The 15,879-nt window shown below is 35.5% G+C and carries 11 protein-coding genes; 7 read left to right on the forward strand and 4 right to left on the reverse strand.

What is annotated here, in order from left to right:
• Positions 1-94: 94 nt before the first annotated feature.
• Positions 95-1,285: an anaerobic nitric oxide reductase flavorubredoxin gene (locus tag GXZ93_00730; GenBank protein HHT78320.1), complete on the reverse strand. Its 1,191-nt coding sequence runs from the start codon at positions 1,283-1,285 to the stop codon at positions 95-97.
• Between the two features lie 153 nt (positions 1,286-1,438).
• On the opposite strand from GXZ93_00730, the gene GXZ93_00735 reads away from it, so the two are divergent.
• Together GXZ93_00735 and GXZ93_00740 are read left to right on the forward strand one after the other, a co-directional pair.
• The gene (locus GXZ93_00735; protein HHT78321.1) at positions 1,439-2,476 is read left to right on the forward strand and encodes an iron chelate uptake ABC transporter family permease subunit; all 1,038 of its coding nucleotides are present in this window, start codon (positions 1,439-1,441) and stop codon (positions 2,474-2,476) included.
• Positions 2,477-3,757: an ABC transporter ATP-binding protein gene (locus tag GXZ93_00740; protein HHT78322.1), complete on the forward strand. Its 1,281-nt coding sequence runs from the start codon at positions 2,477-2,479 to the stop codon at positions 3,755-3,757. It abuts the gene before it with no gap.
• A gap of 46 nt (positions 3,758-3,803) precedes the next feature.
• On the opposite strand, the gene GXZ93_00745 is transcribed toward GXZ93_00740, so the two are convergent.
• The 3 genes from GXZ93_00745 to glgA all read right to left on the reverse strand — a co-directional run bounded on the left by GXZ93_00745 (position 3,804) and on the right by glgA (position 7,178).
• On the reverse strand, positions 3,804-4,796 hold the full coding sequence (locus tag GXZ93_00745; GenBank protein ID HHT78323.1) for a flippase-like domain-containing protein: 993 nt from the start codon (positions 4,794-4,796) through the stop codon (positions 3,804-3,806).
• Between the two features lie 65 nt (positions 4,797-4,861).
• Positions 4,862-5,221 carry a response regulator gene (locus tag GXZ93_00750; protein ID HHT78324.1) on the reverse strand — a complete coding sequence of 120 codons (360 nt, stop codon included), beginning with the start codon at positions 5,219-5,221 and terminating at the stop codon, positions 4,862-4,864.
• 490 nt (positions 5,222-5,711) lie between these two features.
• Complete coding sequence (gene glgA, locus GXZ93_00755) at positions 5,712-7,178, reverse strand: glycogen synthase GlgA (protein ID HHT78325.1); 1,467 nt, start codon at positions 7,176-7,178, stop codon at positions 5,712-5,714.
• Positions 7,179-7,324: 146 nt separating this feature from the next.
• Here glgA and glgB point away from each other — a divergent pair, with 146 nt between their 5' ends.
• The 5 genes from glgB to GXZ93_00780 form a co-directional block, all read left to right on the forward strand.
• Positions 7,325-9,244 (forward strand): 1,4-alpha-glucan branching protein GlgB, encoded by a 1,920-nt coding sequence (gene glgB / locus GXZ93_00760; protein ID HHT78326.1) that lies wholly within the window; start codon positions 7,325-7,327, stop codon positions 9,242-9,244.
• A 33-nt stretch (positions 9,245-9,277) separates the two neighbouring features.
• Positions 9,278-11,977, forward strand: coding sequence for a DUF3536 domain-containing protein (locus tag GXZ93_00765; GenBank protein ID HHT78327.1), 2,700 nt, complete (start codon positions 9,278-9,280; stop codon positions 11,975-11,977).
• Positions 11,964-13,499: a 4-alpha-glucanotransferase gene (gene malQ / locus GXZ93_00770; GenBank protein HHT78328.1), complete on the forward strand. Its 1,536-nt coding sequence runs from the start codon at positions 11,964-11,966 to the stop codon at positions 13,497-13,499. The genes GXZ93_00765 and malQ overlap by 14 nt, the downstream gene beginning before the upstream one ends.
• Positions 13,500-13,641: 142 nt before the next feature.
• Positions 13,642-14,907, forward strand: a complete 1,266-nt coding sequence (gene glgC / locus GXZ93_00775) for a glucose-1-phosphate adenylyltransferase (GenBank protein ID HHT78329.1) — start codon at positions 13,642-13,644, stop codon at positions 14,905-14,907.
• Between the two features lie 182 nt (positions 14,908-15,089).
• Positions 15,090-15,879: DUF362 domain-containing protein (locus GXZ93_00780; GenBank protein HHT78330.1), on the forward strand; the 790-nt coding region annotated here is incomplete at its 3' end.

The raw sequence follows: 15,879 nt of genomic DNA on the forward strand, positions 1-15,879 counted from the left end.
ATCTTTTAAATATAAATTTTATATTGCCGGAATTTTACAGTTAAACAAAACAGTTTTTTTTAAAAAACAGGCTTTAAAGACACCGTCCGGAAAGTTATTTTATTGCCTGCGATATTTTTCTGCCGAACTCATGAATTCCGGCAATATCTTCTTTTCCAGGGTGCCACATAGTCCTCATGCCTTCGTCAATAATTTCAAAACCTGCTTTTCTGAGCTCATCATTAATTATCTTTACCGACTCTCCGCTCCAGCCGTAACAACCGAAAGATGCAGCCTTTTTGTTTTTAAACCCGAGACCTTTTACAAATTCAAGTAATGCAGCAAGAGATGCCAGAAATCCTTTATTTACAGTAGGGGAACCGGCAATTACTGCCTTTGACTTGAAGATCTCAGTTGCTATCGTATTTATGTCATGCCTTGCGCTGTTAAAAAGCTTTATGGAAATATTTTTGTCATCCAGTTTGATGCCTTCTGCGATTTCCTCAGCCATTCTTCTGGTTCCATTCCACATGGTATCATATACGATAGTTACCTGGTTTTCCTGATAAGCATCTGCCCAGCTTAAATATTTTTCAATTATCTGCTCCGGATTCTTTCTCCATATAACGCCATGGCTGGGACATATCGTCTTTACAGGCAGGTTAAAGGACAATACTTCCTGTATCTTTTTTGCAACCAGGCTGCTGAAAGGAGCCAATATGTTTGCATAATACTTGATTGCCTCTTCATATAATTCATTTTCCGGTACAAGATCATTAAACATGAACTCATTTGCATAGTGCTGTCCAAAAGCATCATTTGAAAATAAAATCTCATCTCCTGTCAGGTAGGCAAACATGCTGTCTGGCCAATGCAGCATTCTTGCTTCAATAAAAATCAGATCTTTTTTACCGATACTTAATTTGTCGCCGGTTTTTACGGTAACAAGATTAAAATCTTTATGGAACTGTCCTCTTAAAGATTTGACGGCGTTTCCGGAACAATAAATAGGGGTGTCGGGAATTTTCTCAGCCAGCAGAGGAAGAGCTCCGCTATGATCAGTTTCACCGTGATTTGCTATAATGTAATCAATTTTATCAAGTCCTATCTCGTCTTCCAGATTGGAAATGAATTCTTCAGCAAAGGGGGTCCACACAGTGTCTATCAGAACGGTTTTTTCATCTCTTATAAGATATGAATTATAGGAAGAACCTCTGAATGTCGACAATTCTTCTCCATGGAATTTTCTTAATTCCCAGTCTGTTTTACCGACCCATTTTATATTTTCGTTGATATTGAAAGACATTTGCCCTCCTGTCTGATTATTTAAATTTTATAAACTTTAGAGTAACTTTATAAAAAATAAAAGTCAAAAAAATCGTATTATTTTAATATTTTTATAATTTATCCTTTTAAGCTAAAATACTAAATAATTTTAAAGAGATATTAAATTTTCAATATGAACAGAAAATCAATAAATATTATCATAATCCTGATTGTTGTCATGATAATGCTTATAATGATAGCAGCCTCCATAGGAGCGGCAAATCTTTCCGTCGGATCGACGGTCAGAATAATTTTCAGCAGGGTATGGGGAATAAGAAATTTTATAGACATTTCCTCAATAAGCATACAGGATATGAAGATTGTATTTGATATAAGGCTTCCAAGAATACTCATGGCTGTCATGGTCGGGATTGCATTGTCAGGATCAGGAGTAATATTCCAGGGGATATTCAGGAATCCCATGGCTGATCCTTATATAATCGGTGTTTCTTCGGGTGCCGCATTTGGGGCAACAATTGCCATAATGTTTACAAAAGGCCTGAAATTTTTTAATCTTTCGCTTATTAGCCTTTTTGCTTTTGCAGGAGCAATACTGGCTACATTGCTTATTTATAATATCGCAAAAATAAAAGGCAAAATATCAATACTTACACTGTTGCTTTCGGGAGTTGCACTAAGCTCTCTGCTGACATCAATAATTTCTTTTTTAATGATTTACAGGACGCATGATCTTTCAAGAGTATATTTCTGGATAATGGGCGGACTTACAAATGCATCATGGCTCAATCTTTCAATAATTACTCCTGCAGTTGTTTTTATATCAGTTATTATTTTCTTTTATACCAAAGACTTAAATGTTCTTTCGCTTGGAGAGGAAAGGGCAAATCAGTTAGGCATGCAGACGGAAAAATTGAAACTCATTCTCCTGATTCTGGCTTCATTAATTGCGGCGGCTGCAGTTTCCGTGAGTGGAATAATCGGATTTGTCGGTCTTATAACTCCGCACATAATGCGGCTTATTGTAGGTCCGGACCATAAAATATTATACCCTACTGCTGCATTATCCGGAGGTATAGTGCTGCTTTTTTCTGACACGATAGCCAGGACTATTCTTGCTCCCAGAGAAATACCGGTAGGCATAATAACTTCAATAATAGGTGTGCCGTTTTTCATATACCTTCTTATAAGGTCAAAAAGGCAGGTGTTTTAATTGAAAGACGGCATTTCTCTGCAGGCACAAAAACTCTCTTTTGCATATAATAAAATTCCTGTACTAAAGGAAATTGACTTTGCAATTGAAAAAGGCTGCTTTCTTTCAATCATCGGTCCCAACGGGGCGGGCAAGAGCACGCTTGTAAATATTATAAGTAAAGTTCTTTTTCCTTTTGAAGGAGACCTGAAAATAGAAGGGAAAAGCATTAAAAGGCTTGGAAGTTCTGAAGTTGCAAAAAAAATAGCAGTCGTCCCCCAGTATACGAATATGGGTTTTAATTTTACGGTCTCCGAAATAATACTCATGGGAAGATATCCGCATATAAAAAGGTTTAAAGGAGAAAGCAGAAACGATTACGATATGTGCAGCAAGGCAATGCGTCTCACAAAGACCGAGGAATTCGGTTCAAGAAAATATAATGAACTTTCCGGCGGCGAAAAACAAAGAGTAATAATCGCCCAGACTCTTGCTCAGGATACCCCCATTATTATTCTTGATGAACCTACGAGCCATCTTGATATAAATTTTCAGATAGAATTCATGGAATTGTTTTATAATTTAAATAAGGATTTTGGCAAAACAATCATTGGTATTTTCCATGATATCAATCTGGCGCTACAGTATTCTGAAAAAATAATTATGATCAAGGAAGGAAAGATATTTGCAAGCGGCAGAACAGCGGACGTAATAAACAGATCAAATATTATGGCTGTATTCAACAGCGATGTTCATGTTACCAAAAATCCTTTTACGGGTAAGCTTTATGTCAGTCCGAATTTTAATTTAAGAACAGATAAAGAAAGAAAGATCAGCAAAAAGGAAATAAAAATCCATGTTATAGGAGGCGGGGGTGCAGCTTCACATATTTTAAATATTCTGCATAATTATGGTTATATATTATCAGCAGGAGTTATAAACAATCTTGATACGGATACAAATACTTCCCGGGAGCTGGGGATTATTTTTATAAATGAGGCACCTTTTTCTCCGATATCCAAAGAAGCATATTTAAAAAACCTTGAACTTATCGGTAATGCCGACATGGTCATACTCCCCGGCATAGAGTTCGGCAATGGCAATATTTTGAATCTTGAAGCAGTTTATGAGGCTGTAAAAATGAAAAAAAAGATTATTGTAGTGGATGATGTAGATATCAGCAGAAGGGATTATATTGATGGAAAGGCGACCGATTTATACAATAAGATAATTGGTTCAGGTGTCTGTAAAATAAAAACAGATGAAGATATCATAAAAGCTATTTCCGAATTGTTTCCATGATTTTCATGGAAATTATTTTTAAGTTAAACAAGTTTTTTTCCGCTGTTCAGATTTCTTTATTTCTGTTAATAGCGTTTCTTATAATCAGCATAATTGCGCCGATAATTGCCATAAAAATATTTATTACAAGAACAATAAGTGAAAAAGTCAGAGCGGAAGAAGAGCTAACCCCGAACTCCTTAAGCAGTATGACAAGGGTGTTTTCCCTTAGCCCGAACCCGCCCAGAGTAATAGGAATATTTGAAATCGTCCATGTGACAGGAATGATAAACATAAAAGGAATAAATCCAAGTTTTATATTAATGGAAAGACCAATAAAGTAAAAACTGGCAAATGAAAATAAATTGCTTATCATGCTGTATAGAAAACTGACAAACACATACCTGCCTTTACGCTTGAAACTGTCAAGCAGTTCCGAAAACTCAAGAACACTTTTTTTAAATCTTCTTAAGAGTTTTATCCTTCCAAACAATACGTCAAGTTTAAATTTTTTGGGGATAACAAGAAGGATTACGAGAAAAATAACAATAGGGAAGAATATTGCAAGCCCTATGGCAAAAGGCATGCTAAGATGTTTGTACATTTTAAAACAGAATGATATTAAAAGAAAAACTATGCCGCTTATTATACCCAGGAATCTGCCAAGTAAAAGTGAAAGAATATTTTCATGTACCGAGACTTTAAATTTTCTGTGAAGATCTATTCCTCTATATGCGTCACCGCCCACACTGGTTGGAAGCAGGGTATTGTAAAATCCTCCTATCAGTACCGAATTAAGCAGATAAAAAATAGGTATATTAATTTTATGTGTAAGAAGCAGGATCCTCCATCTCGGAGCTTCAATCATGATACTTGCAAAATAAAAAATTATACTTAAGACAAGAAACAATATATTCAGATTTTTAAGAAGTTCAGGGACATGCTCAAGGTGCTTGTAATTTATTAAAATAAGTATTGCCAGAAGCCCGAAACTGATTGTTATCCTTAATATTGCTTTAATTATTTTTTTAAAGGAATCTTTTTTTCTTTTATCAGCCATATTATTGTTTAATATAAAATGAACTCCCGCATAATATTGATGTAATTAAAAAAGCACAACCTATATTAATTACGGCTGGAAAGAAGTTCCTTTACTTTGCTTTTGAATTCTGTAAGATCTGAAGATTTGACAAGATATTCATTTGCAGCCCAGGTTGAAAAATTTTGTGTAAATTCGTTATAAGCAGAATAAATTATAATCGGTATATCTTTATTTTCTCTTCTTATTTTATCCAGGAGCTCCATGCCTTTCATATTCGGCATTTTCAGATCAATGGTTATCAGATCCGGATTTTCCTTTTTAAACAGCTCATAACCCGCAGCACTGTCTCCGGCGGTTATTACTTCATATCCTTCATCTATCAGCTTTTCTTTATATAAACATTTAATTGTCTTTTCATCTTCAACAACCAGTATTTTTTTCATAAGTTAAATCCTCCAATAAAAATTTACGTCCGTATAGGTTTAAAAAGTATATAATTACATGAAAATAAGTTTTTTTTCAAGTAATAAAATGATTGTTTCTGGCTAATGGTAATTTTACACTAAAAGTTGCTACATTTTCAAAATTACTTTCAACAGATATAAATTCATGATGTTTTTCAATGATTTTCGCATTATTAACATAATTCTGCTCCAATACAAGAGTGATTGAAATATTATTCATCTCACCTGATACCCGAGCAATATTTATGCAATCTTTTAATAAAAGGCAGGATCTATGTTTTCATGAACCGCTTTCTTCTCAGGGCCATAATAAATAATATCATTCAAGACCTTCTATAGCTGTAAATTTTGCTGACCACGGTTTCATATTGCTTATGTCGAATTCATTATTCCGGAAATATTTCTTCCCGACCCTGTCTGCATATTCTTCTATGGAAATCAGAGGATTTAAAATAAAATATCGAAGTCATTATCTGCATACCACAGATTTAAAAAGATCATTATACATCTCTGCGGAATATTCCCATGAATAATCACATTTCATTGCATTATTAATTATTTTACTCCAGATTGTACTGTCTTTAAAAAATAATAGTGATCGTTTAATACAGCAATAAAGGTTTTTCCAGTCATAATCATCAAATAAAAATCCCTGACCGCCTTTTCCGACATCTTTTTCCGACATAATGTCAATAATGGTATCGGCAAGACCGCCCGTTCTTCTTGCGACAGGTATTGTCCCATATTTCAGGCTTATCAGCTGTCCAAGACCGCAGGGTTCATATTTTGAAGGCATAAGGAAAATATCTGAACCGGCATAAATCTTTCTTGCAAGGCTGTCTGAAAAAGCAATATTCAGACTTATTTTGTCGCCGAAAATCTTCTGAATATCCTTCAGCATATTCATATATTTTTCATCACCTGTTCCAAGAATGATAATATAAATGTCTTCTTTTAAAATTTCTTTCATAACTTTTATAAGTATATCAATTCCTTTTTGCTCTGATAATCTTGAGACAATTCCCAGAACAGGTCTGCTGTATTCAGGCTTCCTAAACAATTTATCCAGTAAAGCTTTCTTGCACATCTTTTTGCCTGAAAAGCTGTCAGAGTTGTAGTTTTCCGTAATTTCTCTGTCCTTTTCAGGATTCCACAACTCATAATCAATGCCATTTATTATTCCGGAAAGATCCTCTTTCCTGGTATGCAATATCCCTTCAAGCCTGCATCCGAACTCGGGAGTAAGGATTTCTCTGGAGTAAGTGGGACTGACGGTGGTTATTTTGTCAGAATATACAATTCCGCTTTTCATATAATTGATCTTTCCGTAAAACTCCAGTTCGTTCATATTGAAATGTCTTCTGTCAATATCAAGAAGTTCCAGCGTTTCCTGTCCGAATATGCCCTGGTATGCGATATTATGTATAGTGAATACTGTTTTTGTATTTTTAAAGTAGCAGTTTTTACTTATATTTTTTTTAATAAAAAGAAAAAATGAACATAATCCCGTGTGATAATCATGCAGATGCAGAACATCGGGCTTGAAATCTATTGACTGAAGAAGTTCTAATATCGACCTGGAAAAAAATCCAAATCTTAAATTATTATCTTCATAATCACCGCGGGGAGTGCCATACAGATTTTCCCTTCCGAAGTAGAAAGGATTTCTTATAAAGAAATAATCAATTCCTTTTTCGTTTATTTTATAAATATCAAAACAATCTTCTTTTACTGCGCTGATTCTTACTTTTATATTTTCTGCGATTCTTATAACATTTCTGAAGTTTGAAAAAATATACTCATAACCCGGCATTATCACGATGGTATTATTACCGGCCTGTTTTAATGCGCCGGGAAGCGAACCTGTTACATCGGCAAGTCCTCCTGTTTTTGCAAAAGGAACAGCCTCGGCGGAGCATATGGCAAGTTTAAACATTTCAAGCTCTTTTGTCAGTTTATTACCTGAAAGAAATAAATCTTTTTGACTAATGTCATTGCATATTTAATATTTATATTATATTAATTATTAAAATGCAAAGTTATAAATTTAATATTTGAAGATCGATCTGTATAATTGATTTTATGATAGGCAATAACAACTATAAAAATTTTAATCAGTTTTCAGAATATGATATTTATCTTTTCAAGAATGGCAATCATTTCAGGCTCTATGAAAAAATGGGGGCGCATCGGAGAAAAATCGACGGAGAAGAGGGAATATATTTTGCTGTCTGGGCGCCGAATGCCACCGATGTATGTGTAGCAGGAGATTTTAACGGATGGAGCGAAAACAACAGACTTGTCAGCAGGAAAGATGGATCGGGAATATGGGAAACCTTTATTCCCGGACTGAAGGAAGATTCTTTATATAAATATAAAATAAAATCAGGTTTTAAAACAGGATATACTGAAAAAGCCGATCCTTTTTCATTTTATTGCGAGATTCCTCCAAAGACAGCATCAATTGTAAGGAATCTTGAATACGACTGGAAGGATGAGAAATGGATGCGAAAAAGAGCCGGCTATAACAAAAACGATGCGCCTTTCTCGATTTATGAGGTGCATCTCGGTTCCTGGAGAAGAGACAGTGAAAACAATTTTCTTGGCTACAGACAGATTGCAAAGGAACTGGCAGAATATGTGAAAGAAAACGGCTATACACATGTGGAGCTGCTTCCCATAATGGAGCATCCGTTCTATGGCTCCTGGGGCTATCAGATCACAGGATTTTTTGCTCCTACTTCCAGATATGGAAATCCGCAGGATTTTATGTATTTCGTTGATTATTTTCATCAGAAAAACATAGGAGTTATACTTGACTGGGTTCCTTCACATTTTCCTGACGATCTGCACGGACTTTATCTTTTTGACGGCACCCATCTTTATGAGCATGCTGACAAAAAACTCGGGTATCATCCTGACTGGAAGAGCCGGATCTTCAATTATGGACGATATGAAGTAAGGCAGTTTTTAATAAACAGTGCATTATTCTGGCTTGACAAATATCATATTGATGGAATAAGAATAGATGCTGTTGCTTCAATGCTGTATCTTGACTATTCAAGAAAAGAAGGGCAATGGATTCCAAATAAATACGGCGGTAGAGAAAATCTTGAAGCAATAGAGTTTATTAAACAGCTAAATACTGAAGTTTATAAAAATTTTCCTGATGTGCAGACAATGGCGGAAGAATCAACCGCATGGCCCATGGTCACAAAACCGGTATATTCAGGCGGGCTTGGATTTGGAATGAAGTGGAATATGGGCTGGATGCATGATACGCTGAATTACTTTTCCAAAGACCCGGTTTACAGAAAATATCATCAGAATGAACTGAATTTCACTTTCTGGTATGCTTTTAATGAAAACTTTGTTTTACCGATTTCTCATGACGAAGTCGTACATGGCAAAAAATCGCTGCTTGGAAAAATGCCCGGCGACATTTGGAAAAAATTTGCAAATCTCCGCCTTCTGTTAAGCTATATGTTTGCCTATCCCGGCAAGAAGCTGATTTTTATGGGAACAGAGTTTGCGCAGCCGGGTGAATGGGATCACGATTCTGTGTTGCAGTGGCATTTTGCTGAAAGAGAGGGGCACAGGGATATTAAAAGAGTTTTGATGGATCTGAACAGGATTTACAGAAAAGAAAAAGCTTTTTATGTGAATGATTTTAATGGTGAAAGTTTCAAGTGGGTGGATTTTAAAGATCATGATAATAGCATAATTTCATTTTTAAGAACATATAAAAATGAGGTAGCGATACTTGCATGTTTTAACTTTACTCCTGTTCCCAGATATGAATACAGAATAGGAGTTCCGTCTGAGGGTGTCTGGAAGGAATTATTCAATAGCGACTCGGAAATATACGGAGGAAGCGGGCACGGTAATTTTGGAGAATTAATCGCTCAGAAGTTTCCCTGCCACGGATACGACTGCTCGATAATTGGCACACTTCCACCACTGGGGGCATTATTTTTTAAAAAAGCAGAAAAGGGCAAATAATTTTATTTTTATATTTAGAAACTGATATAAATTATGAAAGATAAAAAAACAGCAAGAAGATTTGTGTGCATACACGGCCATTTTTATCAGCCTTTCAGGAAAAATCCCTGGACCGAAGAAATAGATATTCAGGAAAGTGCCTATCCCTACAAAGACTGGAATGAAAGAATAAATGCTGAATGCTACCGGGCAAATGCTTTTGCCCGAATTCTTGGAAAAGACAATAAGCTGACAGACATTTATAATAACTATTCCATGATAAGCTTTAATTTCGGCCCCACACTGCTTGAATGGATTAAAAAAAATGATCCGGTTACACATAAGCAGATAATAAAAGGCGACTTCCGGAGCAGAGATTTTTTTTCAGGTCATGGTACGGCTATAGCGCAGAACTATAATCATCTGATAATGCCTCTGGCTAACAGACAGGATAAAATTCTACAGGTCTGCTGGGCAATATATGATTTTGAAAAAAATTTTAAAAGAAAACCCGAGGGAATGTGGCTGGCAGAGACTGCTGTTGATTATGAAACGCTTGAAGTTCTGGCTGAATACGGCATTAAATATACCATTCTTTCTCCATATCAGGCTTTCCGGTTCAGGAAGCATGAAAAAAATCTGAATGAAAGTAAAAATCTGTCCGGCAGGAAACCTGATTCAAAAGGATGGATTATGGCAGAAAACGGAAGTATAAACACAAGAAGGCCCTATATCTGTATTCTGCCATCCGGCAGGCATATCTCTGTTTTCTTTTATGATAAAGAAATCTCGACCGAACTTTCCTTTGGAGATCTTCTGAAAAACGGTGAAGCGTTTGCCCAAAGCATTATAAACGCTCCGCATACTGATGAAAACAGAAGAGAGATAATCATAATAGCTTCAGATGGTGAAGCATATGGTCATCATAAGAAATTCGGAGACATGGCTCTTGCTTATTGTCTGAAAACAGTGCTGGATAATAAGGATGTGGCTCTCACGGTGTTTGGAGAATATCTTGAATTGTTTCCTGTGGAATATGAAGTGGAGATAGTTGAGAATACCGCCTGGAGCTGCAGCCATTCTTTGTCCAGATGGGAGGGAGGCTGTACCTGTGGAATTCCCGATAATCGTGGTGAAGCAGAATGGAGCCAGGAATGGCGTGTGCACCTTAGGCAGGCAATAAATAAAATAAGGACAGAAATCGATAAAATATTTCATGAAAATATAAAAAAATATATCAAATCAGAAATTAAAGATCCGCTACAGATAATAAAAGATTACATAGCTGTCGCAGAGCAGAGAGATCATGAAAATATAAGAATATTTTTAAATAAATATTCAGATAAAAATAAAAAAGACAAAGCAGACAATTCTTCCGGTTTTAATATCATTCAGGATGATTATAGTGCCAGTGAAAGCCTGCTGCTTTCATTGCTTGAGATGCAGAGGCAGGCTATGCTAATGCAGTCAAGCGATGCATGGTTTTTTGATGATATTTCCAGAATTGAAGCAGTGCAGATATTAACTCATGTATTAATGGCAGTCAGGCTCGGAAGTTATGCTGATCCTGTAAAAACCAGAAGAGCTGAAGAAGAATTTACAAATATCCTGAAGTATGCAAAAAGCAATATTCTAAAAGGAGTGACCGGTTCAGATATTTATCTGAAAGATGCTGCCGGTAGAGAATATTCAACTGAAAAAATCGCTGCTGATTTTATAACGAATTTTCTGGTAATACAAAGTTTTAAAGATAGTTCTCCTTTCTGTAATAATGGAGAAATATTTGATTTTTGCAACCACGAATTTGCACTTACCCATATTTTTGATTTTGAAGATGAAATGCTTTCAGGAAAATCAGGCGGCTTTTATATTATTTCAAAAACGACCCTCAGGAAAGAATTTTGTCTGTTTCTGCTGGTTACTGATAAACATGCCTGTATGCAGAAAAATGAAAGCAATGAAGTCTTAAAAATTTTAATAAGAAAAAAAACGGCAGGTATCAGAAATAATTACAGATGTTCACCTGAAACAATATTTTTTAATGAAATAATAAAACATTATTTTAAGGGAAATAATATTGAAGAAGTTTTTTGCAAATTAAAGAGAAAGCCGGGATTTAAATATTTTGATCTTAATAATATTAGTAAAAGAATAAAAATTAAATTTTTTGAAAAGTATTCGCTTAAGAAGATCAAGGAGCTTTACAGGGGATTAAATAGTTACAGGCTTTATGTTGATAGTATTGAGGAAGATATAAAAAAATGGATAGATGCTTATTTTATTAATAAAAACGAGGATTCTGTTTTTAATGCAGCTAAAAAATCAAGAACTCTGATCATTCTGAATAAAGATAAAATAAGCGAAGACGAGGTTGCAGAACTGGAGTCTCTTGCAGAGGAAAAGGATTCATCAATACCGGGAAAGCACATTCAGACGGATAAAAGACATGGACGAACCGGATTTTTAAAATCCGGCGCAGAGGAATTATTAATGGTAATGATAAGGAAATATCTAAACAATATTCATGATGCAGAGATGCTGAAGACTATAATAAGGCTTGTTAAGGTTTGCAAAAAGCTGGAACCGGATATTGATTTTTCCAAAATGCAGAATATTGTTTTTGAAATTAAGACCATCATTAATGATTCGGCAAAGAATAAAAAAGATAATTTAAATAAAGAAATTAAAGACGGTGTAAGATTTTTATTTGATTTTTTTAATATAGAATATTCTTCAGAAGATGAAGCTTTTTAATAATAAAAGCGGAATTTTGCTTCATATAACGTCACTGCCATCAGAATATGGTATTGGAGATTTTGGGCCGGAAGCATACAGGTTTGCCAGGATGATAAAGGATTGCAGTCAGAGTTTCTGGCAGGTTCTCCCTCTTGCGCCTACAAGCAGCACCAAGCATTATTCTCCCTATGCATCTGTTTCCGCATTTGCCGGCAACACAATGCTGATAAGTCCGGTTCTTTTATATGAGGAAGGATATCTGAAAAAAGATGATCTTTCAGCGTATGCAGAAAAATTTAAAAACAAACCTGAAAGCAGCAGTATTGATTTTGGAAATGTAGTAAAAAGTAAAAAAGTTCTTTTAAACAAGGCATTTCTGAATTTTTACAATGCGCATCATGAGAAAGAAGATGATTTCCGGAAATTCTGTTTTCAGCATGGAAAGGAATGGCTTGATTCATTTTCTTTTTTTAATGTGATTAAAAACAGATTTAAGAATATCTCCTGGAGCAGATGGCCTGAAGAATTGAAAAAAGGGAAAAAGGCCGGAGATATCTGCAAGAGGGAAGCAGGAGAGGAGATTATTAAAGAAAAATTTTTTCAGTTTATTTTTTTAAAGCAGTGGTTAAGATTAAAAAATTACTGTAATAGCATAGGATTAAAAATCATTGGCGACATACCTATTTATATGGATTATGAAAGCAGTGATGTCTGGTCAAATCAGGATATCTTCAAGCTTGATAAAAATAAAAAACCGGAATTTGTTTCAGGAGTGCCGCCGGATTATTACAGTTCTACAGGCCAGTTGTGGAATAATCCTGTGTATAACTGGAAAAACTTAAAAAAACAGAATTTTCAGTGGTGGCTTAAAAGAATAATGCATAATCTTGATCTTTTTGATTATGCAAGACTGGATCATTTCAGAGGTTTTGTAAAATACTGGGAAGTGAGCGCAAAAGAAAAAACTGCAAAAAACGGAAAGTGGAAAAAGGCAGAACCCGAAGAATTTTTCAATCTCCTTAAAAGAGAAATTTGTAAAAAATATAATTATATTCCTATCATTGCCGAAGATCTGGGATTTATTACTCCTGATGTGATAAAGATTATTAAGGAGAACAAGTTTCCGGGCATAAGAGTAATACTGTTTGCTTTCGGCAGAGATTTTCCACATAGCATTCATCTGCCTGAAAATTATAATGACAGCTGTGTAGCGTATACCGGAACTCATGACAATAACACAGTTTGCGGGTATCTTCAAAAGGAAGCAAAAAAGACTGAAAGGGAAAATATGAATAAATATCTCGGGCCGGAAACCGAATCGGATAAAATAAGCATGGAATTAATAAAGAGAATATCAGGCTCCATTGCGGATCTGACTGTTTTTCCTGTCCAGGATATACTAAACCTTGATTATCGGGCAAGAATGAATAAACCTTCAACTAAAAGAAATAACTGGAGGTGGAAGATGAAGTTCTCGGATATGAATCCTGAAAAATTTAAAGAGCTGGGAAATTTGACTAAAAAGAATAAAAGAAATTAAACTTGTTTTGATGTATATTAAATTTTAAATTAATTTTTTTGATTTGAAACCAGACTTAAATATTTACTAAATAGTAACAATTATTCTATAATAGATACATAGTTAAGGATTATTAATAATTTTTTACTCTGGTGGATTTTAAATGCGTATAGAAGTAGTAGCATTTGTTTTAAGCGGAGGAAAAGGCGAGAGGCTTATGCCTCTGACAAAGGACAGGGTAAAACCGGCAATGCCTTTCGGGGGAAGCTACAGAGTAATTGATTTTGTCCTGAGCAATCTTATTCATTCAAGGATTAGAAGAATATACATTCTTACGCAATATGAACCGCGTTCACTTGAAAGACATATTTATGAAGGCTGGACTCCGATTTTTGGTGTAGGCCGGTATAGCTTTATAAGGATGCTTCCTCCCAAACAGGGTTCTGACAGCGGCTGGTATAATGGAACAGCTGATGCCGTAAATCAGAATAAGAACTATGCATGGGAGAACAACCCCGATATTATAGATATATTCAGTGCAGACCATATTTATATAATGGATATTTCAATAATGAATGATTTCCATTATGAAAAAAAAGCTGATCTTACAATCTCTGCGCTTCCCGTAAAGTGTAAAACTGCATCAAAAAAGTATGGTGTCCTGGTAGTGGATGATGACTGGAAACTTATCGGTTTTGAAGAGAAACCTGAAAATCCCACTCCGATGCCCGGCTCAAAAGACTACTGTCTGGCATCAATGGGAAACTATGCCTTTAAACCTCAGGTTCTTATAGAGGAACTGATAATTGACCAGCACAAAAAAACACAGAGAGACAAAAGTATTATTATGCAGAATCCTGACAGATATTCTTCACATGATTTCGGTTTTGACGTCATTCCGGCAATGCTTAAAAGAGGAAGGAAAATATACGTTTATAATTTTAGTGAGAACTATATCATCAGCACTGACCAGCACGAAAAATCTTACTGGAGGGACATCGGTGATCTTGATGAGTTTTATCAGGCAAACATGGATCTGCTTAAAGATGAAAAAGAAATAAACCTGCATAATGAAAGATGGGAGATATTCACCAGGGCGGCATGTCTCAGATCGCCGCTGATAGGAGAAAAATCAGCGATTTCAAAATCCATCATCTCTAACGGATGCATAGTGAACGGGTCTGAAATCAGCAATTCGATATTATCATATCATATAGAAGTTTCTGAAAATACGAATATATCTGACTCCTTTTTAATGGGATATAATTATGTAGGCAAAAATGTAAAAATCAAAAATGCCATAATAGATACCAATACCTATATTCCTGATAATACCAGAATAGGTTTTGACAGGGAGGAAGACCTGAAAAGAAAACTTACAATTTCAGACAATGGTGTCGTGATAGTTCCGAGAAGATTTAAATTATAACTCTGCAATCCGGCAGGCAGGTAAAAGTATTCCAATAATTTCTTTATATACCCATATAGTCCCTGTTCATCATACATGTTTTTAGGTAAAACAGAGAAGTGTGTGTTTGTCCTTTTTAAGTAAAATAGTTTAAAATCTATTGTAACTATTGTAATTAACAATTAAAGAAGAGGGGAAAATAATTGAAACCTGATAAATCAGACCATAGACACGGGACTTTGAAAAAATCTCCGGTCAGATTTGCATCAGTCGAGTTTAATAAAATAGATCCTGATGCCACTCTGCCTGCCAAATTTGACAGACTTCTAAAGACGATTGAACTGAAAAGAATTGCAGGCGGGAAAATGGTAGCCTTAAAGATGCATATGGGCAAGGGATTAGGCTACACCACCATACACCCTCTTTTTGTAAGGATGCTTATCAGACATATTAAAGAAGCAGGAGGAGAGGTTTTTATAACAGATGTCGGCCCCAGTCATCGTGGCGATGGTTTTGGCGGCCTGACTTCAAGAGACAGAGGATATTCGGAAGATGTTCTCGGAGCTCCGATATATCCTGTGTCCGGAGTGTTTGACAAGTATTATTATTCAAAAGAAGTAGATTTTAAAACCCTGAAGGAAATACAGATAGCCGGTCATATACATGATGCAGAAGCCATGATAGATCTGTCTCATTTTAAAGGTCATGGAGTGAGCAGCTATGGCGGCGCTCTGAAAAATATTGCGATGGGCTGTGTGACTGCGAAAACAAGAAGAGATATGCATAGTCTTCACTCAGGAGGAAGCGGTATTGTCTGGGATAGGGATCTATGCGATCACTGCAATAAATGTGTGGAAGAATGCAGATATAAAGCAAATTTCTTCAATGATGAAAACGAATATGAAGTCACACTTCATAACTGTACCTACTGCCAGCATTGCATTGAGATATGTCCGAATTCCGCCCTTTCCCTTGAGTCCAGAAATTATCTTG

Source organism: Actinomycetota bacterium (assembly GCA_012837825.1).
Classification (GTDB): Bacteria; Actinomycetota; Humimicrobiia; order Humimicrobiales; family Humimicrobiaceae; genus Humimicrobium.

Excerpts from the sequence above, each read along its gene's own strand:
- GXZ93_00745 (HHT78323.1), bottom strand. The coding sequence starts at position 4,796 with ATGGCTGATAAAAGAAAAAAAGATTCCTTTAAAAAAATAATTAAAGCA.
- GXZ93_00765 (HHT78327.1), top strand. The coding sequence starts at position 9,278 with ATGAAAGATAAAAAAACAGCAAGAAGATTTGTGTGCATACACGGCCAT.
- malQ (HHT78328.1), top strand. The coding sequence starts at position 11,964 with ATGAAGCTTTTTAATAATAAAAGCGGAATTTTGCTTCATATAACGTCA.
- GXZ93_00750 (HHT78324.1), bottom strand. The coding sequence starts at position 5,221 with ATGAAAAAAATACTGGTTGTTGAAGATGAAAAGACAATTAAATGTTTA.
- glgA (HHT78325.1), bottom strand. The coding sequence starts at position 7,178 with ATGTTTAAACTTGCCATATGCTCCGCCGAGGCTGTTCCTTTTGCAAAA.
- glgC (HHT78329.1), top strand. The coding sequence starts at position 13,642 with ATGCGTATAGAAGTAGTAGCATTTGTTTTAAGCGGAGGAAAAGGCGAG.
- glgB (HHT78326.1), top strand. The coding sequence starts at position 7,325 with ATGATAGGCAATAACAACTATAAAAATTTTAATCAGTTTTCAGAATAT.
- GXZ93_00735 (HHT78321.1), top strand. The coding sequence starts at position 1,439 with ATGAACAGAAAATCAATAAATATTATCATAATCCTGATTGTTGTCATG.
- GXZ93_00730 (HHT78320.1), bottom strand. The coding sequence starts at position 1,285 with ATGTCTTTCAATATCAACGAAAATATAAAATGGGTCGGTAAAACAGAC.